15 protein-coding genes and 1 tRNA gene are annotated in these 23,074 nt (G+C 63.8%); 9 read left to right on the top strand and 7 right to left on the bottom strand.

Annotation, left to right across the window (positions count from 1 at the left end; genetic code table 11):
• Nucleotides 1-214: 214 nt before the first annotated feature.
• Nucleotides 215-457 (bottom strand): hypothetical protein, encoded by a 243-nt coding sequence (locus FJ988_RS22295; RefSeq protein WP_140820505.1) that lies wholly within the window; start codon nt 455-457, stop codon nt 215-217.
• 53 nt (nt 458-510) lie between these two features.
• On the bottom strand, nt 511-1,800 hold the full coding sequence (gene aceA, locus FJ988_RS22290; protein WP_140820504.1) for an isocitrate lyase: 1,290 nt from the start codon (nt 1,798-1,800) through the stop codon (nt 511-513).
• Nucleotides 1,801-2,048: 248 nt separating this feature from the next.
• Between aceA and FJ988_RS22285 the strand changes: the two genes are divergently transcribed.
• The 6 genes from FJ988_RS22285 to FJ988_RS22260 all read left to right on the top strand — a co-directional run bounded on the left by FJ988_RS22285 (nt 2,049) and on the right by FJ988_RS22260 (nt 9,135).
• The gene (locus tag FJ988_RS22285) at nt 2,049-3,491 is read left to right on the top strand and encodes a short-chain fatty acyl-CoA regulator family protein (protein ID WP_140820503.1); all 1,443 of its coding nucleotides are present in this window, start codon (nt 2,049-2,051) and stop codon (nt 3,489-3,491) included.
• Nucleotides 3,492-3,637: 146 nt separating this feature from the next.
• Nucleotides 3,638-4,588, top strand: coding sequence for a DMT family transporter (locus tag FJ988_RS22280; RefSeq protein WP_140820535.1), 951 nt, complete (start codon nt 3,638-3,640; stop codon nt 4,586-4,588).
• Nucleotides 4,589-5,029: 441 nt separating this feature from the next.
• On the top strand, nt 5,030-6,127 hold the full coding sequence (locus tag FJ988_RS22275; protein ID WP_140820502.1) for a polyamine ABC transporter substrate-binding protein: 1,098 nt from the start codon (nt 5,030-5,032) through the stop codon (nt 6,125-6,127).
• An 81-nt stretch (nt 6,128-6,208) separates the two neighbouring features.
• Nucleotides 6,209-7,348, top strand: a complete 1,140-nt coding sequence (locus tag FJ988_RS22270) for an ABC transporter ATP-binding protein (RefSeq protein WP_140820501.1) — start codon at nt 6,209-6,211, stop codon at nt 7,346-7,348.
• A gap of 9 nt (nt 7,349-7,357) precedes the next feature.
• Nucleotides 7,358-8,320, top strand: coding sequence for an ABC transporter permease subunit (locus FJ988_RS22265; protein WP_140820500.1), 963 nt, complete (start codon nt 7,358-7,360; stop codon nt 8,318-8,320).
• Nucleotides 8,317-9,135 (top strand): ABC transporter permease, encoded by an 819-nt coding sequence (locus FJ988_RS22260; RefSeq protein WP_140820499.1) that lies wholly within the window; start codon nt 8,317-8,319, stop codon nt 9,133-9,135. The genes FJ988_RS22265 and FJ988_RS22260 overlap by 4 nt, the downstream gene beginning before the upstream one ends.
• Before the next feature lie 58 nt (nt 9,136-9,193).
• On the opposite strand, the gene FJ988_RS22255 is transcribed toward FJ988_RS22260, so the two are convergent.
• The gene (locus FJ988_RS22255) at nt 9,194-11,086 is read right to left on the bottom strand and encodes an AsmA family protein (protein ID WP_140820498.1); all 1,893 of its coding nucleotides are present in this window, start codon (nt 11,084-11,086) and stop codon (nt 9,194-9,196) included.
• 266 nt (nt 11,087-11,352) lie between these two features.
• On the opposite strand from FJ988_RS22255, the gene FJ988_RS22250 reads away from it, so the two are divergent.
• Nucleotides 11,353-13,311, top strand: a complete 1,959-nt coding sequence (locus tag FJ988_RS22250; protein ID WP_140820497.1) for an acetoacetate--CoA ligase — start codon at nt 11,353-11,355, stop codon at nt 13,309-13,311.
• 261 nt (nt 13,312-13,572) lie between these two features.
• Here the strand turns inward: FJ988_RS22250 and FJ988_RS22245 are convergent, their stop codons facing one another.
• Nucleotides 13,573-17,487 carry a PAS domain S-box protein gene (locus tag FJ988_RS22245; RefSeq protein ID WP_140820496.1) on the bottom strand — a complete coding sequence of 1,305 codons (3,915 nt, stop codon included), beginning with the start codon at nt 17,485-17,487 and terminating at the stop codon, nt 13,573-13,575.
• A 245-nt stretch (nt 17,488-17,732) separates the two neighbouring features.
• On the opposite strand from FJ988_RS22245, the gene FJ988_RS22240 reads away from it, so the two are divergent.
• Both FJ988_RS22240 and FJ988_RS22235 read left to right on the top strand, forming a co-directional pair.
• On the top strand, nt 17,733-18,197 hold the full coding sequence (locus tag FJ988_RS22240; RefSeq protein ID WP_140820495.1) for a phasin: 465 nt from the start codon (nt 17,733-17,735) through the stop codon (nt 18,195-18,197).
• Nucleotides 18,198-18,540: 343 nt separating this feature from the next.
• Nucleotides 18,541-18,617, top strand: a tRNA-His gene (locus FJ988_RS22235).
• A 319-nt stretch (nt 18,618-18,936) separates the two neighbouring features.
• Here FJ988_RS22235 and FJ988_RS22230 read toward each other — a convergent pair.
• The 3 genes from FJ988_RS22230 to FJ988_RS31430 form a co-directional block, all read right to left on the bottom strand.
• Nucleotides 18,937-19,983, bottom strand: a complete 1,047-nt coding sequence (locus tag FJ988_RS22230; protein ID WP_140820494.1) for an LLM class flavin-dependent oxidoreductase — start codon at nt 19,981-19,983, stop codon at nt 18,937-18,939.
• 84 nt (nt 19,984-20,067) lie between these two features.
• Nucleotides 20,068-21,009, bottom strand: coding sequence for an ABC transporter substrate-binding protein (locus tag FJ988_RS22225; protein ID WP_140820493.1), 942 nt, complete (start codon nt 21,007-21,009; stop codon nt 20,068-20,070).
• A gap of 111 nt (nt 21,010-21,120) precedes the next feature.
• Nucleotides 21,121-22,923: an amino acid ABC transporter permease/ATP-binding protein gene (locus FJ988_RS31430; RefSeq protein ID WP_140820492.1), complete on the bottom strand. Its 1,803-nt coding sequence runs from the start codon at nt 22,921-22,923 to the stop codon at nt 21,121-21,123.
• Nucleotides 22,924-23,074 lie beyond the last annotated feature (151 nt).

Below are 23,074 nucleotides of genomic sequence, written 5' to 3'. Positions count from 1 at the left end.
GCACTCTGGTTCAATGCAGGGTTGAAACCTGAGGCACAATTGGCGTGAGATCAAGGCGGTGTCAAGCTGAAATGGCCAAGATCGAAAATATAACAAGAAATCCTAAAATTCAGCACAAGTCCTGTGCCTTGCGCAGAATGCAAATCGAAAAAAATCGATAGTTTCCCGAACGTATAGCGCGCAGGAAACTACCGATGAGATTGTTGACGTAGCGTCAACCATTCCTCTGCTGGGTAACGATCACCGGAATCAGAAGATCGCCCCAGTTGCCGTCGCCGCCATGGTGCCTGGCCGAACGCACCAGCTCCACCGAGACGCCTGCCTCGACTGCCTTCATGACCGATTGATTGAGCCTGTGTAGGTCGTTGGCAAGCATGCGGATCGTCGCCTGCTGATCGACGCTCATCGCGGTTGATTGTTCTTCAGCCCTCTCCTTGACGCGGCTTATCGATGCCATTGCTTTTCTCCTCGGTATCAGTGCCCTTTGGGCGTTTCCTCTGGTGTTATCCCTTACTCGGCCGCCGGCCTGAACTGGGCGTGCTCGGTCGACTCATGCATGGCGGTGGTCGAAGACTGGCCGCCGGTGATCGCCATCGACACGGCGTCGAAATAGCCGGTGCCGACCTCGCGCTGGTGCTTGGTCGCGGTGTAGCCATTGGCTTCCGCCGCGAACTCGGCCTCCTGCAGCTCCGAATAGGCCGCCATCTGCCGGTCCTTGTAGCCGCGCGCCAGTTCGAACATGCCGAAATTGAGCTGGTGGAAGCCGGCCAGCGTAATGAACTGGAACTTGTAGCCCATGGCGCCGAGTTCCCTCTGGAACTTGGCGATCGTCGCGTCGTCGAGGTTCTTCTTCCAGTTGAAGGACGGCGAGCAATTGTAGGCGAGCAGCTTGCCCGGATGATGCCGGTGCACGCCCTCGGCGAACTTCCTTGCCTGCTCGAGGTCCGGCTTGGACGTCTCGCACCAGATCAGGTCGGCATGCGGCGCATAGGCCACGGCGCGCGCGATGCACGGCTCGATGCCGTTCCTGACGTTGTAGAAGCCCTCGACCGTGCGCCCGGCGTCGTAGTCGACGAAAGGCTGGTCGCGCTCGTCGATGTCGGAGGTCAAAAGCTTCGCCGCTTCCGCGTCCGTGCGCGCCACCACCAGCGTCGGCGTGCCCATAACGTCGGCTGCGAGCCGCGCCGCATTGAGGTTGCGGATATGCGCCGCGGTTGGGATCAGCACCTTGCCGCCGAGATGGCCGCACTTCTTTTCCGATGCCAGCTGGTCTTCGTAATGCACGCCGGCGGCGCCCGCCTCGATGAAGGCCTTCATGATCTCGAACGAATTCAGCGGACCGCCGAAGCCGGCTTCGGCATCGGCGACGATCGGCGCGAACCAGGTGTCGACCGAGAGGCCCTTGCCTTCCGACGTCTCGATCTGGTCGGCGCGCTGCAGCGTGCGGTTGATGCGCTTGACCAGTTCCGGTGCTGCGTTGGCTGGATAAAGCGACTGGTCAGGATACATGGCGGAAGCCGTGTTGGCGTCGGCCGCCACCTGCCAGCCCGACAGGTAGATCGCCTTCAGTCCGGCGCGGACCTGCTGCATGGCCTGATTGCCCGACATGGCGCCGAGGGCGTTGACGAAATCCTCCTCGTGGATGAGCTTCCATAGGCGGTTGGCGCCCATTTCGGCCAATGTCTGGCGAATTTGCACCGAGCCGCGCAGCCGCTTCACATCCTCTGGCGAATAGGGCCGCTCGATGCCGTCGAAACGGCCTTCGGGCGCGGAGGGGACGAGGTTGTAAAAATCAGTCATTGGGCACTCCGGATGATTGGCTGCTGGTTAGAGCGGCAGACCGCAGACATTCGCTCTGCGGCCATTCGCGTGTGACATCTTTTACATTGCGGCGCAAAATCTCCTAGAAAAACCGGCATTTCTCGAGGAAAATAAGAGAAAACCTGTGTTGCCTTTGACAAGGCAGCGCTGTAAATTTGTCACGATTGTAAAAGACGTTGTCGAGACGGTTGCGGCGTTTCGTGTAAAATCTTGTCAAGGACGCAAGGGTGGCTGACCAGAAGATCTTCGCCGGGCCGCGGCTGCGCCGGCTGCGCAGCGCCAGGGGGTTGACCCAGACGGCGATGGCCGAGGGGCTGGGCATCTCGCCCTCCTACCTCAACCTCATCGAGCGCAACCAGCGGCCGCTGACGGTTCAGCTCATCCTCAAGCTGGCCTCCGTCTACAAGGTCGATCCGCATGAATTGCAGGGCGAGGCCAAAGGATCGATCGCCGCACTGAAGGAAGTGTTCGGCGATCCGCTGCTCGCCGGCGAACTGCCGGGCGACCAGGAGCTGATCGATCTTGCCGAGACCGCGCCGAACGCCTCGGCGGCGATGATAAAACTCTTTCGCGCCTATCGCGAGCAGGCCGAGCGCCTCTCCGACCTCAACCAGCTCTTGGCGAAGGAGGGCAGGGCGACCGCATTGTCAGGCACGCGCCTGCCCGCCGACGAGGTCCATGAGGTCTTCGAGCGCCGCCCGAACCATTTCGCCGCGCTGGAAGAGGAAGCCGAGGCCTTCACCACTTTGCTCGATCCGGGCGACGATTTGTTCGGGGCGCTGAAGGCCTGGCTGCGGCGCGAGCACGGCATCGTCGTCAAAGTTCTGCCGGTCGCCACCATGCCCAACTGGCGCCGCCGCTACGACCGCCATTCGCAGCGCCTGTTCCTGTCCGAGCGGCTGTCGCCATTCGACCAGTTGCGCGAGGTCGCTATGGAGGCGAGCTTGATGCGCATGACGGTCGCGGTCGCCGGCGAGATCCAGGCGCTGAAGCTTGCCACCGACGAGGCGCGCCGGCTTGCTCGCTTCGAGCTCGGCCGCTATGCGGCGCATGCGCTGATGATGCCCTATCAGGCCTTTCATGCCGCCGCCGTTCGCGCCCGCTACGATATCGACGTGCTGCGTTCCCGCTTCGGCGTCTCTTTCGAGCAGGCGGCAAACCGCCTGACCATGCTGCAGCGTCCCGGCGCGTCCGGCGTGCCGTTCTTCATGCTGGAGGTCGACAATGCCGGCAACCGCTTCCGCAAGGCCGGCAGCCAGGGCTTTCCGCAAAGCCGCTTCGGCGGCGGCTGTCCCAAGCTTTCCATCCATGCCGCCTTCGCTCTGCCTGGCCAGATCCTGGTCGAGGCGGTGGAAATGCCCGATGGCGCCGAGTTTCTTTGCATCGCTCGCACGTTGGAAGGCCCGCAGGGCGCTTTCTCGGAGCGGCCGCGCCGCACTGCGCTTCTGCTTGGCTGCGACATCGGCTTTCGCGACGAGATCGTCTACGGCGCCGCGTTACCGGCGGGAGCTACCGGCAAGCCCGGGCAAAATTCCGCCACGCCGGTCGGCCCCGCCTGCCGGCTCTGCGAGCGCGTCGGCTGCCTGGCGCGCGCCGAGCCGCCGGTGACGCGGCCGCTAGGCCTCGACGAAATGGTGACGGGCTTAAGCGCCTTTGATTTTCAAGGATAGTTGTCCCACATTTCAACACATGCTGGATCACGCATGGCTTTCTGCTTTGCGCTACGCGGATAAGACACAGTCTTGTCGTCCAGGACACAGAGTCGCTGTCGTCCCTGTTGCATCGTAGCGCGCGGAACTCGCTGACAATCATGTCCATGACCGATACCGCCACGCCCAGTGTCGCTTCGCCGTCCGTCTCGCCGCGCGAGGAGCGGATCGGCATGCTGCTGGTCTTCCTGTCGGCATTGATGTGGAGTTTCGGCGGCGCCATCGCCCGCTTCATCGACATCACCGACAACTGGACGATCGTCTTCTGGCGCTCGCTCTGGGCGGCGGCCTTCCTGCTTGGCTTCATGGCTTGGCGCGACGGCTGGCGCGGTACGTTGAAATTGTTCCGCGACATGGGCCTGCCCGGTCTTGGCGTCGCCTTCTGCTTCGCCATTGCCTCCACCTCGTTCATCGTCGCCTTGGCTCACACCACGGTAGCCAACATCCTCCTGATCCAGGCAGGCGTGCCGCTGCTGGCTGCGCTGCTTGCCTGGGCGCTGTTTCGCGAACGGGTGGCGGCTGCGACCTGGGTGGCGATCGCCGCCGTCATCGCCGGCGTTGCCATCATGGTCTCCGAATCGCTCGACGGCGCGGTGTCGCCCATCGGCGACGGCTTGGCGCTGCTCATCGCCTGCGTGTTGTCGATCGCCACCGTGATCACCAGGCGTTTCGCCCATGTGCGCATGGTGCCGGCCAACTGCCTCGCTGCCATGCTTGCCGGGGCCTTCGCCGCCTCGCAGGCCTCGGAGTTCGCTGTATCGGCGCGCGACATGGGTTTCCTGTTTGCCTTCGGCGTGTTCAATCTCGGCGTCGGTCTGGCCTTCTTCGCCACGGGCGTCCGCCTTGTTCCGGCAGCCATAGCGGCGCTGCTCGGCACCTTCGAGCCGATCCTGGGACCCATCTGGGTCTGGCTCGTCCATGGCGAAGTGCCGTCGGTGCGCACCGTCATAGGCGGCGCGGTCGTGGTCACGGCGCTGCTCGTCCATATCGGCCTGGAGTTCAGGCGCCAGGCGCGGCCGGCGCGGCCCGGCGTCACCGGCCTGCCGTCTCCCAAGTGACGATAGTGCATGTCGCCCAAAAGTGCGCAGCGGTTTTGGGAGAACGACATGCATAAAAACAAAGACCTAAAGCGCGTCGCCTGAATCCCTTTCAGCGCGACGCGCTTTAGGCAGCCTTCCCCATTGACAACCCCGTCGCCGGGCGGGCAGGCTGGGATCACGGCAACAACAAGACAGGCGTATCTTGCCAAGTGTCTCCGCCGGCCCGATCGGGACCGGACAGCATCGCTACAACTCCACCTACGCCGCGGCGAACGCCGCTGACGCCGCCCGGATGCCTCTTCGGCAAGGCGGGCGGTTTACCCATTCCAGGACTGCGAACGAGCCCGGCGCCGACAGTTGGCGCTTGTCGCTCTCCGGAAAGCTCAATAGTCTGAAACCAACGCCGGGCCGCCATACCGAGACGAGCCGGCGAGGGAACACTCATCAAAGGAGAACAGCATGATCCGCAAAGCGCTCTGGCTTTCGGCGACTTCGGTATTACTGACGCTTTTCACTGTAAGCGGCCATGCCGAGGATCGCGTCGTCAACGTCTACAACTGGTCGGACTATATCGACAGTTCGATCATCGACGACTTCACCAAGAAGACCGGCATCAAGGTCGTCTACGACACCTTCGATTCCAACGAGATCCTGGAGACGAAGCTGCTTGCCGGCGGCAGCGGCTACGACGTCGTGGTGCCGAGCGCCAATTTCCTGGCGCGCCAGATCCAGGCGGGCGTCTTCCAGAAGCTCGACAAGTCGAAGCTGCCCAATCTCTCCAACATGTGGGACGTCATCTCCGAGCGCACCGCCAAATACGATCCGGGCAACGAGTATTCGGTCAACTATATGTGGGGCACCGTCGGCCTCGGCTATAACGTCAAGAAAGTCCAGGCTGCCCTTGGCACCGACAGGATCGACAGCTGGGACACGTTCTTCAATCCGGACAAGCTGGCCAAGCTGAAGGACTGCGGCGTCTATGTGCTGGATTCTCCCGCCGACATCATTCCGGCGGCGCTCAAATATCTCGGCCTCGATCCGAACAGCACTTCGCCTGACGACATCGCCAAGGCCCAGGACGCCTTGCTCAAGGTCCGGCCCTATATCCGCAAGTTCCATTCGTCGGAATACATCAACGCTCTGGCCAATGGCGATATCTGCCTGGCGGTCGGCTGGTCGGGTGACGTCTTCCAGGCGCGCAACCGCGCCGAGGAAGCCAAGCAGGGCGTCGAGATCGGCTATTCGGTGCCGAAGGAAGGCGCCCAGATGTGGTTCGATCAGATGGCGATCCCGGCGGATGCGCCGCATGTCGCCGACGCGCTCGAATTCATCAACTACATGATGACGCCCGAAGTCATCGCCAAGTCGTCGAACTACGTGCTCTACGCCAACGGCAACAAGGCTTCGCAGCAATTCATCGATAAGGCGATCCTGAACGATCCTTCGGTCTATCCGGACGAGGAGACGACCAAGAAGCTCTATACCGTCGCGCCCTACGATCCGAAGACCCAGCGCGTCATCACGCGCACCTGGACAAAGATCGTCACTGGCCAATAAGCATTGCGAGACGACCCCGGCAGCCAACTGCCGGGGTCGCTCTCTTTTCCGGGGAATTTCCAAAAGAACGGAGTGGGGATCATGAAATCGCTTGGCAGCATCCGCAGGGATTTCGCGCCATGGAACGACCCGAATGCCAAGCCATACATCCAGTTCGACAAGGTCACCAAGAAGTTCGGCGAGTTCACCGCGGTCAACAATCTGTCGCTGACCATCTTCGAGCGCGAGTTCTTCGCCCTACTTGGCGCCTCGGGTTGCGGCAAGTCGACCCTGCTCAGGATGCTCGCCGGCTTCGAGGAGCCGACGGCGGGCCGCATCCTGCTCGACGGGCAGGACCTGCGCGGCATTCCGCCCTACAAGCGGCCGGTCAACATGATGTTCCAGTCCTATGCGCTGTTCCCGCATATGACGGTGGAGAAGAACATCGCCTTCGGCTTGAAGCAGGAGGGCATGCCGGCGCCCGACATCGCAAAGCGCGTCGCCGAGATGCTGAAGCTGGTCAAGCTCGAGCAGTTCGCCAAGCGCAAGCCGCATCAGCTTTCCGGCGGCCAGCGCCAGCGCGTGGCGCTTGCCCGCTCGGTCGCCAAGCGCCCGAAGGTTCTCCTTCTCGACGAGCCGCTCGGCGCGCTCGACAAGAAGCTGCGCGAGGAGACGCAGTTCGAGCTGATGGACCTGCAGCAGGAGCTTGGCCTCACCTTCGTTGTCGTCACCCACGACCAGGAAGAGGCCATGACCATGGCCGACCGCATCGCCATCATGGACAAAGGCGAGGTCATGCAGGTGGCCACACCCGCCGAGATCTACGAGGCGCCGACCTCGCGCTTCGTCGCGCATTTCGTCGGCAATGTGAACATGTTCGAGGGCAAGGTCGCCGAGCGAGGTGCGGAAACGACGCGCATCACCGGCGCCACCGGCGCACAGATCGTCGTCGACAATGGCGGCAACGCCGCTGCCGGCTCGGACATCGTCTTCGCCATCCGGCCGGAGAAGATCAAGGTGTCGTCGAAGAAGCCCGCCGATGCCGTCAACGCGCTCGAAGGCGAGGTCTACGACGTCGCCTATCTCGGCGACATGACCGTCTATCATATCAAGCTCGATGACGGGCAGATCGTGCGGGCAAGCGCGCTGAACGCCTCGCGCGTCACCGAGGACCCGCTCACCTGGAACGACCGCGCCTGGGTCTCCTTCCGGCCTGACGCCGGCGTCGTGCTGACGCGGTAGGAGGCGAAGATGACAAACATCGCAGCGACCGCCGCCGCGCCGGCCGAAACCGCCGCCTTGCCGACAAGGCTGGCGAAAGGCTTCGTCGACCGCCTGGTCATCATCGTTCCCTATCTCTGGCTGCTGTTCTTTTTCCTCGTTCCCTTCATCATCGTCTTCAAGATTTCGCTGTCACAGACGGCGATCTCGATGCCGCCCTATACGCCCGTGCTTGACTTCAGCGACGGCATTTCGGGATTCTTCGCCGGCTTCCGCGAGCTCAACTTCGACAACTACGCCTGGCTCACCCAGGACGCGCTCTACTTCAATGCCTATGTGACGAGCCTGATCATCGCGGGCATCTCGACCATCCTGACGCTGATCGTCGGCTATCCGATCGCCTATGGCATGGCGCGCGCGCCGGCGACGATCCGCCCGACCTTGCTGATGCTGGTGATCCTGCCGTTCTGGACGTCGTTCCTGATCCGCGTCTACGCCTGGATCGGCATCCTGAAGCCGGAAGGCCTGCTCAACCAACTGCTCTTGTCGCTGCACATCATCAGCGAGCCGCTGGTGATCCTCAACACCTACACCGCCATCTTCATCGGCATCGTCTACTCCTACCTGCCTTTCATGGTGCTGCCGCTATATTCCTCGCTGGAGAAGATGGACCATTCGCTGATCGAGGCGGCGCAGGACCTTGGCTGCCCGCAGATCAGCGCCTTCTGGAAGATCACCTTCCCGCTGTCGCTGCCCGGCGTCGTCGCCGGTTGCCTCCTGGTGTTCATCCCGGCCGTCGGCGAGTTCGTCATTCCCGACCTGCTCGGCGGCTCGCAGACGCTGATGATCGGCAAGACCCTGTGGAACGAGTTCTTCTCCAACCGCGACTGGCCGGTCTCGTCGGCGGTGGCGGTCATCCTGCTCCTGGTGCTGACCATCCCGATCATGTTCTTTCAGCAGGCGCAGGCCAAGGCACAGGAGCAGGGCAAATGAACGCGACCTGGAGCCGCTTCAACGTCACCTCGATCGTGCTGGGCTTCGCCTTTCTCTATCTGCCGATCGTGCTGTTGATCGTCTTTTCCTTCAACGAATCGAAGCTCGTCACCGTCTGGGGCGGCTTCTCGACCAAATGGTACGTGTCGCTGTTCCACAATCAGGGCCTGATGGACGCCACCTGGGTGACGGCGCGTGTCGGCGTCATCTCGGCGACGGTGGCGACGGTGCTCGGCACGCTGGCAGCGCTGACCCTGACGCGCTACACGCGCTTCCGCGGCAGGGTGCTGTTTTCCGGCATGGTGTTCGCGCCGCTGGTCATGCCGGAAGTCATCACCGGCCTGTCGCTGCTGCTGCTCTTCGTTGCCGTAGGGCTCGACCGTGGCTTCCTCACCGTCACGCTCGCCCATATCACGCTCACGATGTGCTTCGTGGCCGTCGTCGTGCAGTCGCGGCTGGTTTCCTTCGACCGCTCGCTGGAGGAAGCGGCGATGGATCTCGGCGCGCCGCCGGTGAGGACCTTCTTCCAGATCACCTTGCCGGTGATCCTGCCCGCGATCATCTCGGGCTGGATGCTTGCTTTCACGCTGTCACTCGACGATCTGGTCATCGCCAGCTTCACCTCGGGTCCGGGCGCCACCACGTTGCCGATGAAAATCTACAGCCAGGTGCGCCTCGGCGTGACGCCGGAGATCAACGCCGCTTGCACGATCCTGATCGCGGTGGTGGCGATCGGCGTCATCATCGCCTCGATCGCCAACAAGCGCCGCGAGGTTCAGCGCCAACTCGACGAGCAGGCCGCGCAGCGCGGATGAGTGAGCGAGGCGGCGGCTCGAACCACCGCCTTCTCGCGATTTCAGCGAACTGGTGCGTCTACTGCCCCGAGACGCCAGGGGCGATCGGCGAGATGAACGGCGTGCTCCAATTGCCGCCGACGAAGAACAGCGACTGGTTCGGAGGCTGCGGCGCCTGCACGGCGGCCTGACCGCCGGCGGCCGGTTGCTTTGCCTGCGGCTGCGGCGCAGGCTGTCCGTTCGGCACGACGCCGCCCGAAAGCGCCAGCCCGCGCCCGGCATAGGAGGCGATGCCGGACAGCCAGATCTTGTATTTCTGCGCATTGATCTCGGCCTTGTCCAGCCGCGCCACGCCCTTCGAGATGCTGGCCTTGATCTCGGCGCCGTCGATCGGGAAAGAGCCCTTGTCAACGTCGTCGAGGGCGAAGAAGCCGCCTTGCTGGTTGCGCTTCAGGAAGGCCGCCAGGTCGAGCCCATTGAGCGTGCCGGGCCCAAACGTCGCCGAGAACGATCCATCCGCATTTTCGAAGATCGAGTTCCACGCCTTGCCCGGGCCCTTGAGGATGACAGACACGGTTCCCGTGCCGGCCGGCACAAGCCGCGTCATGCCGGCCGCCTTAGCGAAGGCGCCGGTATCGACGTCCGACGCCAGAAGCCGCATCTCGACCTGCGTGCCGTCGGGTTTGCGGTCCAAGCGCAGGCTGCTCTGGATCGTGCCGCCGAAGGCCGAGGCGTCGGAGATGTCGAAGACTGCAAGCCCGTCCTTGACCTGCGCGGTCGCGGCGACCTCGGCAAGCTGGACCGGCCCGACCGTGGCATGCGCCGCCGACAGCCTGAGGTCGAGATTTATCCGGTCGGCGAAGCTGGTGTCGATGTCGCCGGGGCCGGCCTCGCCGACGGGCACGACCGGCGTGAAGGCCGACAGGAAGGACCTCAGATCGAGCGTGTCGAAGGCGAGCGTGCCGGCAATCACAGGTCGCGCGTCGGCGAAGGAGAAGTCCAGCGCGCCCATCCCGGGGTTGTTGTCGAGCGAGACCGTGGTGTTTTCGAACTTCGCCCGCCCCGCCGAGGCATTCACTTTGCTGGCGACCGAGACCGAACCGATCGCCGCCCCCGGCGCGATGCCGGCCTGTGACCATTCCAGCACGCGCCGCAGCGAAGGCGCGGCGAACTTGGCCTGGCCGTCGAAAAAGCCATTCTCCGACATCGAGGCGGTGCCGTCGAAGGAAAACGTTGCCGGCGCCGCCTTGAAGGAGAGGGTGACGGGAGAGGCACCGCCGGCAAACAGCACCAGCGGCTTGGCGGAGGAGCAATCGAGCTGCACGCTTTCGCCGCGCCAGATCCCGGTCGCGGTCAGCGATGCCTCGCTGTTCATTGCTTGCCAATTGACCTGGCCGTTCAGGCCGCTGAGGATTTCCGTGTCCTTGCCGTCCGCCGAGGTCACGACGCGGCCGTCGCGGAACTCGACGATGCCGAACGGATCGGCGGGCAGTTTGCCGAGGTCGGGTTTCTGCGGATTGGCGGTGACCAAGCCGCGCGCCGTGTCGATCGAGCGTGTGATGCGCCCGCCGGTCGGCAACGGCGGCAGATAGAAGCCGCTCGTGGTGCGTTCGACCCTGATGGTTGGCCGCACCAGCCGCGCCGTCGAGAAGGCAACGTCGCCCTGCAGCGCGGCCATGGCGGAGAGGTCGACCTCGACGCGGTCGGCCTCCACCACCGGCGGCGCATCGGTCTCGGTCCATTGCGACAGCGTCACGTCGCTCAGGATCGCCCGGAACTTCGGCCACACTTCGATGCGCGGCGATCCGTCGATCGTCACCCGAAAACCGCTCCAGGCGCTCAACTCCCAGGCGATGCGGTCGCGCACGATCCTGGTCGAGGCGATCAGCGGCAGCGCCGCGACGGCGAGCGCGATGACCAGCACGGCAACGCCGATCACCCACACGCCGCGCCGGATCAAAGATGATGGCATTTCGCCCCGTATGCTTCCATTGCCGACAAACTTCGCCCGACGGGTGTAACCGAGCGCCGACGCTTTTCAAGTCTTTATGGCCTTGCGATGGCATTTGCCGGCCGCCCGGCATTGGCGGTTCTAACAAAATCTTGCTCTGCTGCGCTGCAATAGGCATAAGCGGTCTGCCCGATCCCGGTCCGCACTCGCGCGCCGTTTTTGGGATGATGACAGAAGCGATGTTGGGCTTAACTGCCCCGAACGCGACGCGCTTGGGAGGAGCGACCATGGCCGGCGATACACCGTTGTGGACTCCGACGCAGGACCGGATCGACACCGCCCCCGTGACGGCTTTCCTGAAGGCCGCGGCGTCGAGCGCGGACACATCCTTCTCCAGCTACGTGGAGCTCCATCGCTGGTCGATCGACGACCGCGAGGCGTTTTGGAGCCTGGTCTGGGATTTCTGCGAGCTTGTCGGCGACAAGGGTGAGCGGGTTCTGATCGATGGCGACAGGATGCCGGGCGCCGCCTTCTTCCCCGACGCGAAGCTCAATTTCGCGGAGAACCTTTTGAAGAAGAGCGGCAGCGGGCCGGCAATCGTCTTTCGCGGCGAGGACAAGGTCGAGCGCCGGCTGTCCTGGAACGAGTTGCGCGCGTTGACCTCGCGGCTGCAGCAGCTCTTCCTGTCGCTCGGCGTCAAACCCGGCGACCGCATCGCCGCCATGATGCCCAACATGCCCGAGGCCGTGGCCGCCATGCTGGCGGCAAGCTCGATCGGTGCGGTCTGGTCGTCGTGCTCGCCCGACTTCGGCGAGCAGGGCGTGCTCGACCGGTTCGGCCAGATCGAGCCGGTCGTCTTTATCGCGCCGGACGGCTACTGGTACAACGGCAAGGCCATCGAGGTCGCCGACAAGGTGCGCGCGGTGTCGGAAAAGCTGACGAGCCTGCGCAAGGTGCTGGTCGTCGACTATCTCGGCACCTCAGCCGATGTCGCCGCCACCATCGACAAGGCAGCGGCGCTGGAGGAGGCGCTGGCGCCCTTCGCCGCCAAGGCCTTGAGTTTCGAGCGGTTGCCTTTCGCGCATCCGCTCTACATCCTGTTCTCGTCGGGCACCACCGGCATCCCGAAATGCATCGTGCATTCGGCCGGCGGCACGCTGATCCAGCACGTCAAGGAGCACCGGCTGCATGCCGGCCTTCTCGACGGCGACCGTCTGTTCTACTTCACCACCTGCGGCTGGATGATGTGGAACTGGCTGGTCTCCGGCCTTGCCACGGGCGCGACGCTGTTGCTTTACGACGGTTCGCCTTTCTATCCCTCCGGCAATGCGCTGTTCGACTTCGCCGATGCCGAGCAGATGACCTATTTCGGCACCTCGGCCAAGTTCATCGATTCCGTCCGCAAGGCCGGGCTGAAGCCGATCGCGAGCCACGACCTGTCTTCGGTGCGCACCATTTCCTCCACCGGCTCGCCGCTGTCGCCGGAGGACTTCCGCTTCGTCTATGACGGCATCAAGAAGGATGTGCATCTGGCCTCGATCTCCGGCGGCACCGACATCGTCTCCTGCTTCGTGCTCGGCGTGCCGACCGAGCCGGTATGGACCGGCGAGATCCAGGGGCCCGGCCTCGGCCTTGCCGTCGATGTCTGGAACGACGACGGCAAGCCGGTGCGCCAGGAGAAGGGCGAACTCGTCTGCACGAAGGCCTTCCCGGCGATGCCGATCGGCTTCTGGAACGATCCCGAAGGCAAGAGATATCACGCCGCCTATTTCGAGCGCTTCGACAATGTCTGGTGTCATGGCGACTTTGCCGAATGGACGGCCCATGGCGGTATGATCATCCATGGCCGTTCGGACGCCACGCTCAATCCGGGCGGGGTCCGGATCGGCACGGCCGAGATCTACAACCAGGTCGAGCAGATGCCGGAAATCCTCGAGGCGCTGTGCATCGGCCAGGATTTCGACAATGACGTGCGCGTGGTGCTGTTCGTGCGGCTGGCCGCCGGTGTGAGCCTCGACGAAGATTTGGAAAAACGCATCCGCGCAAAAATCCGCACCGGCGCAAGCCCGCGCCACGTGCCGGCCAAGATCGTCGCTGTCTGCGACATCCCGCGCACCAAGTCCGGCAAGATTACCGAACTCGCCGTGCGCGACATGGTCCACGGCCGCACTGTGAAGAACAAGGAAGCGCTCGCCAATCCCGACGCGCTGGAGCTGTTCCGCGACCTGCCGCAGCTGGCGAGCTGACCCTGGCGTAGTTAACAAAATCTATCGAGTGAATTTACCTAGATTTCATGGGTGGTACACATTCGTAAATTTCTTTGGGCCCCGGTAAGGAGTTGTTAAGGGACGACCCCGATAGTCGCGTGTAACTTGAGGGAGAAATCCCGTTCCTCGTCCCCTGAGGTTCAGCTCAAGCCCCCGTTGTGACAGCATCCCATTTCTCAAGGCGTCCTCCAGGGCGCCTTTTTCTTTGGATGCGGTCAGTCGGCAGGCTACTCGGGCAGGCTACTCCGCGAGCACCCGGGTCGACGGGAAGGCGACCTCGACAAGCGTTCCCTCGCCGGGCGTCGAGGTGATGGCGAAGCGGGCACGGTTGGCCTCCACCATCGCCTTGGTCAGCGGCAGGCCCAGCCCCGTGCCGTCGCCGCGCCCGCGCTTCAGCGCATTGATCTGCTTGAACGGCTTCAGCGCCTGCTCGATCTCGGCCTGGGTCATGCCGATGCCGGTGTCGCGCACGCGCATGACCACATCGCCCGAGGCCTCGTAAGCCGTCGAGACGATCACCTGGCCGCCGGCCTGGGTGTACCGGATGGCGTTGGACAGGATGTTGAGCGCGATCTGGCGCACGCTGCGCAGATCCGCCACCACCTCCGGCAGCCGCGAGGCGAAGCTGGAGCGGATGATGACGCGCTCGCGATTGGCCTGCGGCTGCATCATCGCCACCGTCTCGGCCAGCGTGTCGTTGAGCGACACCGCCTCATAGTCCATTTCCTGTTGGCCGGCCTCGATCTTGGAGATGTCGAGCAGGTCGTTGACGAGATCGAGCACGTGATTACCGGAACGATTGATGTCGCGCAGATAGTCTCGGTAGCGGTCGTTGGCGACCGGCCCGAATTTCTCGTCCACCATCAATTCGGAAAAGCCGATGATGGCGTTGAGCGGCGTGCGGATCTCATGGCTGATGCGGGCGAGGAAATCCGTCTTCTGCGAAGACGCGCGTTCGGCCACCGCGCGCGCCTGGGTGAGATCTTCCTCCGCCCGCTTCCACTGCGTGATGTCGCGCACCACGGCGCAGAAGCCGCTGTCGTTGGGAAGGCTGCCGATGGTCATGAACAGCGGGATGAAGCGTCCCTGCGCCTCGCGGCCGATGACCTCGCGCCCGTCATTCATGACGCTCGCCACGCCGGGTTCGGAAAGGCCGGCCAGGTAGTCGCGCGCCGCGCGCTGGCTCTCGATGGCGAACAGCGAGGCGAAGGGCTTGCCGGCGACCTCGTCGCTGTCGAAGCCGAACAGCGCTTCCGCCGGCCGGCTGATCGAGCGGATGTTGCCGTCGCGGCCGATCAGCACCACGCCATCGGTGGCGGTGTCGATGATGGTGCGCATCTCGGCGATGCGCGATTTCAGTTCCGGCACGTCCGGCTGCAGCGCCGGCTCGTCGTTGGCGGCGGTGAAATGGGCCGCGTCGTCCTCGCCGGAACGCCGCACCACCAGCATCAGCGCCTTGCCGGCGCGCCACGGCACCGAGCGCAGCAGCGCGTCGATCGGAAACTCCTGGCCCTGGCGGGTGGTGAGCTTCAGCGCGTGGTCGCTCTCGTCGGTGGCGCCGTCGTCGTCATAGGGGGCGGCGAACAGCGCGCCCAGTCCACCGGCATAGGCGAGGTCGTCCAGCGCGTCATAGCCGGTGAGGTCGAGGAAGGCGTCGTTGGCGTAGTGCAGCACGTCACCCGAATGGATGAGCAGCGGCACCGGCAGCCTGGCGAGGATGCTGGTATCCGGCGCGTTGGCTTCCTCGCCGGTCGAGAAGGCGGAGGGCACGAAACCTTCGAGCTTGAGCGGCGGCACTTGCAGGCGCGGCCGCTCCGGCGAAGCCGTCTTGACCTCGTCCGGCTGTTCTGCCGCCGGCCCGGCGTTATCCGCGTCCGAGCCCGCCCAATCCTCATTGTCCTGCGCGTCGCGGAAGTCGTCGGCGGTCATGCTGTCGTCGTCGGCCGTATCGGGCTCGGCATGCCGTGCCACGACGGGTTGCGGCTCAGGCTGCTCGGAGGGCTCCTTGGTCTCTTCTGCATAGTTTAGCAGCGAGCGGGAAACAGCCGGCGCCAGGCCTCGCTCGGTGGCGCTGGTCTGCGTGATGTCGTCGGCGCCGTCGAGCCGCGCCAGATCCTTCTGATCCTCGGCCTCGGTCTGTGCTTCAGCGGTTTCCGTCTCGGGCTCAGCTTCGGCAGTTTCTGGTTCGGCCCCGGCTTTTGCCTCGGCCGGCGCTTCCGAGGCGTCGGCAATCCCAGACGCTGGTTGCGTGGGCAGGGGCGGCGCGTCGAGGCTGGCCGACGGGGCCTTTGTGACCGGCTTGGCGTCGTCAGCCGCGGCGGTGCCGGTTGGCTGTTGCTGCGTATCGGCCTTATCGGCGGTGGCGGGCTTCTCGGCTTCGGACGGACGAATTTCCGCCGGAGCCGAACTGTCCTTGCGCAGCCGCTCGCCGATCTCGCGAAAGGCGCTGCGCTCGAGGACGGACAGCCCCTTGTCACTTCCTGACGGCTTGTCGTTGGCGGGCTGCCGGTGCTCGGCGAGCCGGATCACCTTGTCGGCGAAACGCCGTTCGGGCTGCGGCGCGATGGTCAGCGCCGGCACCTCGCCCTGGAAGGGATCGTCGGCCCTAGGCGCCTCCGCTGACAACGGCTCGGGAGCAGGCTGTCCGGCTGCCGGCGCTCCGGCGTTGGGGACCAGCGCCATGCCGAGCGCCTCCGGATCGACAACGGCGTCGGCGCTGCGCGCGACGCCGAACCCGCGAAACCCTTCGAAGGCGCGGCTGCGGCCATAGACTGGCAACGCCGCAAGATCGACCGGGATCTTCAGATCGGTGCCGGCCACCGGCCACAGCACCGAGCGGCCCGACCAGGTATCGCGCCGCTCGAGCAGGCCGGCGATCTCGCCGGAAGCGTCGAGGCCGAATGTCGTGGCGACATCCTTGAAACGGCGGCCGATCACATCGGCGGCCGGCTGGCCGACGATGTCGGCGAATTCCGGCGACAGCGCGCTGAATTTGCCCTCGCTATCCGTGCGCCAGACGAAACGCAGCGGCGGCGCCGAGCGATCGACGTCGCGCGGCGGAGCCGGTTGTGCCGGCGTCCATGGTGTCTCGGTCGCGGCGGATTCAGCCGGTTCGGTCGCGGTGGTCGGCGACGGTTGGGCGTGACCGGCGGCGTCGTCGCCGGCGTGGAAGTACCAGTGGTCGTGCTGAGCCGGCTCGGTATTCGTGCCCTGCCGACCGGATTCGGCGGCATTGGTTTCGACCGGAGCCGGCAGCTGTTCGACCGCGTTTTGCCCATCCTCGATCGGCCCTGCAGTGCTTTTGGGAGCTATCGAGACGGCCTTGACCTGTTCACTGGCCGGTGCCGGCGGCGGACTGTTGTCCTGCAGCGGTTCGGGCTCCATATTCGGCGGAACGGGCGCGACGGCCTCATTTTCCGAAGCTGCTTGTACCTGATCGACAGTTTGATCGCGATCGGCCGGCCCCTCGCCCTCAGGACTTTCGGCGCCTTCAAGCTGGTCCTCGTCGATCACCACCAAAAGGTGCCGCGCGTCCGTGAGCCGCGCGAAGCCGGCCGGGTAGGAACCGCCGGCGCCGGGAACGAGGCGCTTGACGATCCGGTCGCCGCTGCTTGCCACATCCTGAACCAGCGCGGCCAGGGTTTCCGGCTTGATGCCGAGCGCCGCAAAGCCGTCCGACGCCGCCTCGATATGGCCCTGCGCGTCGACGAAGGCGATGAAATGCCCGGCCTCGGTAAAGCCGCCTATGGCGCGGCTGGCGATTTCGGCCGGGCTGCGCGAACTGGTCTGCGCCGCCGGCACCGCCAGCATGATCGCCTTCTCGCCGTCCGGCATCGTCACAGCATTAGCCAGGAAGCTGACGGCGCGGCTCACCATGCCGGTGGCCAACCGCACCATGATGGCGCGGTCGCTGCCGATCTGAGGAAAGCCGCTGGTCGCCATGATCTGCCGCCGCGCAATCAGCGGCAGCCGCGCCGAGGCGCCGATGATGGCTTCGATGTCCGGATAGCCGAACACCGCGGCACCCGGGCCGTTGGCCCAGATCACCTGTTCGAGGTCGCCCGAAAGGATAGCCAGAGCGTCGCCGGCCGCAAAGCGCTGGCGCACCGCATCGAGCACGGCAACGTCGAGGAAGGAGTAGTTCTCAGACGCCATGCACCGGCCAATCCCTCAAAGCAGGCATTTCAATTAACGCTTTGTTAATAAAAGCCTGCGGCCGCGAGGTCCACAAGCCAGGCAGTCCGACGGTCGAAATCTCTGGGGTCGTGGTTAACGCCAGAAACGACTTTATGGTGCGCTGCAACAAAGATGTTGCAATGCACAAAAAATGCCTTTATATTGCCATCATACATGAACGAGACGGCTTTCTGTCAAAGCCGCCGCCCCTGAAAGGTTGGAAAATGACCAAGACCACCACCAAGACCGCCGAGACCATCGAAAACGTTGAATTCCCGAGCTTTGACGCTTCCAAAGCCACCGACCAGATCCGCGCCTTCGCCGAGAAGGGCGTCGAGCAGTCGAAGGAAGCCTATACGAAGCTGAAGAACGGCGCCGAGGAGACCCAGAAGGTTCTGGAATCGACCTACGAGACCGCCAAGACCGTTTCCGGCGACGTCTCGCTGAAGGCCATCGCGGCGCTGCGCGCCAATGCCGAGGCGAGTTTCTCGCACCTCGAGGCCCTAGTCGGCGCCAAGACCCTTTCGGAAGTCGTAGAGTTGCAGACCGCCTTCCTGCGCAAGCGCGTCGAACTGGCCGTCGAGCAGGCCAAGGAATTCCAGGCCGTCGCCACCAAGGCGGTCGAGGACGTCTCCAAGCCGGTCAAGACCGCCTTCGAAAAGGCGATCAAGGACGTCAAGGCTGCCTAATTTCGGCGCACATTTTTGCGCTGCATCAAAACGTCGCATTTCGTCAGACAAATAGAAATGCGATAGTTTGAACAACCAGATACCCGGAAATGGAACCTCCTCCCTCCGTTTCCGGGGTGACCAGCCAGCACCTCCTCCCGCTGGCTCGTAACAGGAAAAGGCCGGCACCTCCTCCCGCCGGCCTTTTCTTTTGCCTTCTGCAAGGTGCGACGAGGAGAACCCGTCCTTTGCCTTATTAAGGGCCTTGAATTAGTCACCGATAGACCGTATTGGACGCATCGCCGAACGACAGAGCGGATCTGGGGGAATAAAGTTCTCGCCGTGATCTGGCTCAGGCAAGCGTGCCGTTGTAGCTCAGCTGGTTAGAGCGCCGGATTGTGGATCCGGAGGTCGCTGGTTCGATCCCAGCCAACGGTACCATCAGCTTTTCTATAGCACATTGAATCTGCTAAGAAATTCTCGCCAGCGGATCGAAGCTTCCGAATTTATTCCCTCGCTTGCGTTATCTATTGTGATACCTGCCGGATAGACCCGGCCGTCACTCAACCTAGCCAAAGTCCGCCGGCGCTGAAGGATCTCGCAGTGATCGGTGCGGCAATCGGCGGCAACGACGTGCAATCGCGCCGATTCCGGGCCCGACCACTCCCTGATATACTCCAACGCACAGCCATCCGGTGACTGATGCCGATTGATGGTGCGCGAAAGCGATCTTCCAGGGCCCAGGCCCGGCAGACGCCGATTACTCAGCCGCCGATGCGGTCGGCTTTGGGTGTGGCCGCCAGCCAAGCGCAGGCGCGATGCGGTCGATGAAGTCGGTGACGATCTGCTCGTATTCTTCCTGCTCGAAGTCGTAAGGCAGCTCCAGCCGCAGCTCCGTTACCTTGGCCAGGATCGGATCCTCGGTCAATTGCTCCAGAATCTGTTCCGAGGTGCCGACGACATCGCCGGCGAAAAGCGTGCGGCGCTCGCCATGGGCCCTGAGAGTGCGATCATGACGTCCGGCCGCATACTCGGCGTAGCGCTTCCTGGTCCTTGCATCCGCGCTGTCGAATGGAACGATGACCCGTCCCAAGGCCACGCGTCCGGGCTTGCCGTCGCGTTGCGCGGCGAAGGTCTCTAGCTGGTGCAACTGGGCTTCGAAGAAGTTGTCTGTGCCTTCGCCGGAAGTGACGTTGCCGAGCAGCAGATTGAGACCGTTGCGGCCCGCCCACTCGGCCGATTTCAGGGAACCGCCGCCGTACCAGATACGGTCGGGCAGGCCAGGAGCATGTGGCTGCAGCCGCGGACGCACGCGACCGCCGGGAAATTCAATGATGGCGCCGGGTTCGCCAAGCAGCCCGCCGCGCAAATTGTCGACGAGGCGAAGCACGCGTGCGTGCGAGAAGTCGAAATTCCGCCAGTCGCCATCGAAGACAAGCGGCCCGAGAATAGCGGCATGCAATGGGAAGCCGGCGCTGACGCCGACGTTCAACCGACCGCGCGAGAGCACGTCCACCGTCGAGAGGTCCTCGGCCAGCCGGTAGGGGCTTTCGTACCCGATCGGGATGACGGCCGTGCCGAGCTCGATGCGGCTTGTGCGCTGCGTGGCGGCGGCGAGAAAGGCGGCTGCCGATGAGATGCCCGGTTCGAGGTGGCGCTGCCGCACCCAGGCGCCGTCGTAACCCAGGCGCTCGCCAAGCTCGAACAGCTCCAGCGTCTTCTGCAGGCCGGAATATGGATCGTCGTGCGGATAGTTGCCCGGCGTCAGAAAGGCCAGGCGATCTATTGAAATCGAGGTCGGCGCCATCGCGGTTCCTCCTCTTCGGGGTGCTGACAACCGAAATGAGGGGACCGGCACCCCGTAGGCGCCGGTCCAAAGAGCCACGCTCACTCAGCTGTTGGGCTTCGGCAGGCCGGGCGGGTTGGTGCGCGACTGGTCGATCGCTTCGGCGGTCAGGCTCCACTTCTTCAGCACCTCGCCATATTTGCCGCTGGCGATCAGTTCGTTGATGGCGAGCGTGACGGCGTTGGCCAGACCGCTGTCCTTTCTCGTCGCGACGGCGATCTCGGCGGTCAGCGGCCAGCCGCCGCTGACGATGCCGACCAGCTTGGTCTTGCCGCTGACGGCGGCGGCATAGGCAAGCGTCGCATTCGGGTTGAACTCGGCGTCGGCGCGGCCAGACTGGATGGCGAGCTGGCTTGCGGCCGAGTCGTCGTAATACTGGACCTCGACGGGCTTCAGCCCTGCCGCGACATTCCTACGGTCCCACTCCAGCAGGATCTTTTCCTGGTTGGTGCCCGCGCCGGTGATGACCTTGAGACCGGCGACGTCCTTCGGTTCCTTGATCGAGGTGATCTTGCTGTCGGCTTTCACGTAGAAGCCGAGCACATCCTGTCGGTAGGTCGAGAAGTCGAACTTCTCCTTGCGCTCCTCCGTCACCGTCACGTTGCTGATGACGGCGTCATATTTTCCGGAGGCGAGACCGAGCGGCCAGTCGGCCCAGGCGACCGGCACGAGATCGAGCTTTAGTCCAAGCGTCTCGGCAATCAACACGGTGATGTCCGGGTCGGTGCCGACCACGGTCTTGGCGTCGGTCGCGTAGGTGCCAAGCGGCGGATCCGAGGGGTTGGTGGCGACGGTGAGATAGCCTTCCTTGGCGAACTTGAAATTCGAAGAAATCGCAGCAGCGGCCTTTTCGCTCTTTTCGGTGTGGATGCGGCCCGGCTGTTCGGGGCTGAGATCGAATTCGGCCGCTTGCGCGACGGAGCCGAAGGCGATGGCCGACAGCACCGCGCCGAAGATTAGCGACAGGGGTTTTCGTGACAATGTCATTGGGTATTTCCTTGCATGACGGATGTGCGTTGAGATTGTCCCCGGCAGGGGGCCTGGAAGACCGGCGGTTCGCACATGCCGCCAGCCTGGTTCGCTGAAGAATTCGGAGCGCTAGAGAACCTTGGCGAGGAACTCGCGCGTGCGCTGGTGGGCCGGGGCCGCGAACACCCTCGCAGGCGCTCCGACCTCGAGCACCTTGCCGGCCTCCATGAAGACGATGGTATCGGCAACCTCGCGGGCAAATCCGATCTCGTGCGTGACGATCACCATCGTCGTGCCGGAGGTGGCGAGTTCCTTGATGACGTCGAGCACTTCGCCGACCAACTCGGGATCGAGCGCCGAAGTCGGCTCGTCGAAGAGCAGGACCTTCGGCTTCAGCGCCAGCGCCCTGGCAATGGCGACGCGTTGCTGCTGGCCGCCGGAGAGGTGGCGCGGATAGGCATCGGCCTTTTCCGGAAGGCCGATACGGGCGAGCAAGTCCCTGGCCAGTTCTACCGCCTCGGGGCGCGCGATGCCCTGTACGGACAGCGGCGCTTCGATGATGTTCTCCAGCACCGTCAGGTGCGGGAACAGGTTGAAATTCTGGAACACCATGCCGATCGCCGCGCGGCGTCGGCGGATCGCCGCTTCCTTGAGTTCGTAAAGCGTGTGTCCGTCGCGGTGATAGCCGACAAGCTCGTCGTCGATGGTGACGAGGCCGGTGTCGGTTCGCTCGAGATGGTTGATGGTGCGCAGCAATGTCGACTTGCCGGCGCCGGATGGGCCGATGATTGCTGTCACCGAACCGGGCGCGAGATCGAGATCGACATCATCGAGTACCTTCAGCGCGCCGAAGCGTTTGGAGACGCCACGGATTTCGATGCGCCCCACGCCGCGTCGGGCAAGCCTTTCGCCGGCAGTCACCAGTGGCTTGCGAACCGCGACGACCGGCGCCGGGGCGGGAGGCTGGGATTTGGTTTCGGGCGCTGCGCTACGCCCGGACAGGAAGGCAAGCGCCGCGGGCAGGAGGGGCGCGGGCACCGTGCGTGAGGCACCGCGCGAAAAGCGCCGCTCGATGCCGAACTGGATAACCGACAGCACGCTCATGATGATGAGGTACCAGATCGTCGCCACCATCAAGAGCGGGATGACTTCCAGATTGCGCTTGTAGATGACCTGTACAGTGTAGAAGAGCTCGGGCAGGGCAAGCACGTAAACCATCGAGGTCGACTTGGCCAAGCCGATCATCTCGTTGAAACCGCTGGGCAAGATGGCGCGCATGGCCTGCGGCAGCACGATGCTCAGCGCCTGCCGGCGTCGAGACAGGCCGAGCGCGGCGGCGGCCTCGTGCTGACCCTGGTCGACCGAAAGAATGCCGCCGCGGATGATCTCAGCCGAGAAGGCGGCCTGGTTGAGGCTCAACCCGACCACCGCAACCCAGAATGGGCTGAACACTTCGACGGTGTTGTATTGCGCGAACAGCAGGCCGGTGAACGGCACGCCGACATCGATCGTCGGATAGAGGTAGCCGAGATTGTTGAGGACGAGCAGAAGCACGATCAGCGGGATGGAGCGTAGCAGCCAGATATAGGCCCACGACACGCCAGACAGCAGCGGCGAGGGGGAGACGCGGGCGAAAGCGAGCAGCGTCCCCAGGAGAAAGCCGAGCGCCGAGGCAAGGACGGTCAGAAGCAGCGTCCGTCCGAGACCAACCAGCACGGGCTCGGAGAAGAAGAAGCGGGCGAAAACATCCCAGCCCCATCTGGGATTGGTCAGGATCGATTGCAGCGTGAAGAAGATGATCAGGACGGCGACGACGGTTCCGACAACGCGCCACGGGTGTCTGGCCGGCACCACCCTGTATCCCTGACGATCTGCGGCGACAGGTACGGTCCTAGGGGACACCACGTCGCTTATGTCGGCCGTCACTGTCATGGATCGCCATCGCTCCAGTAGAGTAATTTTTCATGTATTTACTTAATACTTAGAAAGTAAACACGGAATACATTAGTGAATATCAAGGCAGTATCACGACACCTGGTTTTATATTTTGAGTGCTCCGGAGTTAAATCGTCTATATATTTCT

This window comes from Mesorhizobium sp. CU3, from assembly GCF_006442965.1.
Taxonomy (GTDB): domain Bacteria; phylum Pseudomonadota; class Alphaproteobacteria; order Rhizobiales; family Rhizobiaceae; genus Mesorhizobium.
The sequence above is the reverse complement of the archived record's forward strand: the minus strand, read 5'-3'. Positions and strand labels throughout refer to the sequence as shown.

What these genes read in the sequence shown, in the direction of transcription:
- FJ988_RS22270 (WP_140820501.1), top strand. Translation starts at nt 6,209, where the DNA reads ATGAAATCGCTTGGCAGCATCCGCAGGGATTTCGCGCCATGGAACGAC.
- FJ988_RS22245 (WP_140820496.1), bottom strand. Translation starts at nt 17,487, where the DNA reads ATGGCGTCTGAGAACTACTCCTTCCTCGACGTTGCCGTGCTCGATGCG.
- FJ988_RS22255 (WP_140820498.1), bottom strand. Translation starts at nt 11,086, where the DNA reads ATGCCATCATCTTTGATCCGGCGCGGCGTGTGGGTGATCGGCGTTGCC.
- FJ988_RS22275 (WP_140820502.1), top strand. Translation starts at nt 5,030, where the DNA reads ATGATCCGCAAAGCGCTCTGGCTTTCGGCGACTTCGGTATTACTGACG.
- FJ988_RS22250 (WP_140820497.1), top strand. Translation starts at nt 11,353, where the DNA reads ATGGCCGGCGATACACCGTTGTGGACTCCGACGCAGGACCGGATCGAC.
- FJ988_RS22295 (WP_140820505.1), bottom strand. Translation starts at nt 457, where the DNA reads ATGGCATCGATAAGCCGCGTCAAGGAGAGGGCTGAAGAACAATCAACC.
- FJ988_RS22230 (WP_140820494.1), bottom strand. Translation starts at nt 19,983, where the DNA reads ATGGCGCCGACCTCGATTTCAATAGATCGCCTGGCCTTTCTGACGCCG.
- FJ988_RS22260 (WP_140820499.1), top strand. Translation starts at nt 8,317, where the DNA reads ATGAACGCGACCTGGAGCCGCTTCAACGTCACCTCGATCGTGCTGGGC.
- FJ988_RS22225 (WP_140820493.1), bottom strand. Translation starts at nt 21,009, where the DNA reads ATGACATTGTCACGAAAACCCCTGTCGCTAATCTTCGGCGCGGTGCTG.
- FJ988_RS22280 (WP_140820535.1), top strand. Translation starts at nt 3,638, where the DNA reads ATGACCGATACCGCCACGCCCAGTGTCGCTTCGCCGTCCGTCTCGCCG.
- FJ988_RS22240 (WP_140820495.1), top strand. Translation starts at nt 17,733, where the DNA reads ATGACCAAGACCACCACCAAGACCGCCGAGACCATCGAAAACGTTGAA.
- aceA (WP_140820504.1), bottom strand. Translation starts at nt 1,800, where the DNA reads ATGACTGATTTTTACAACCTCGTCCCCTCCGCGCCCGAAGGCCGTTTC.
- FJ988_RS22265 (WP_140820500.1), top strand. Translation starts at nt 7,358, where the DNA reads ATGACAAACATCGCAGCGACCGCCGCCGCGCCGGCCGAAACCGCCGCC.
- FJ988_RS31430 (WP_140820492.1), bottom strand. Translation starts at nt 22,923, where the DNA reads ATGACAGTGACGGCCGACATAAGCGACGTGGTGTCCCCTAGGACCGTA.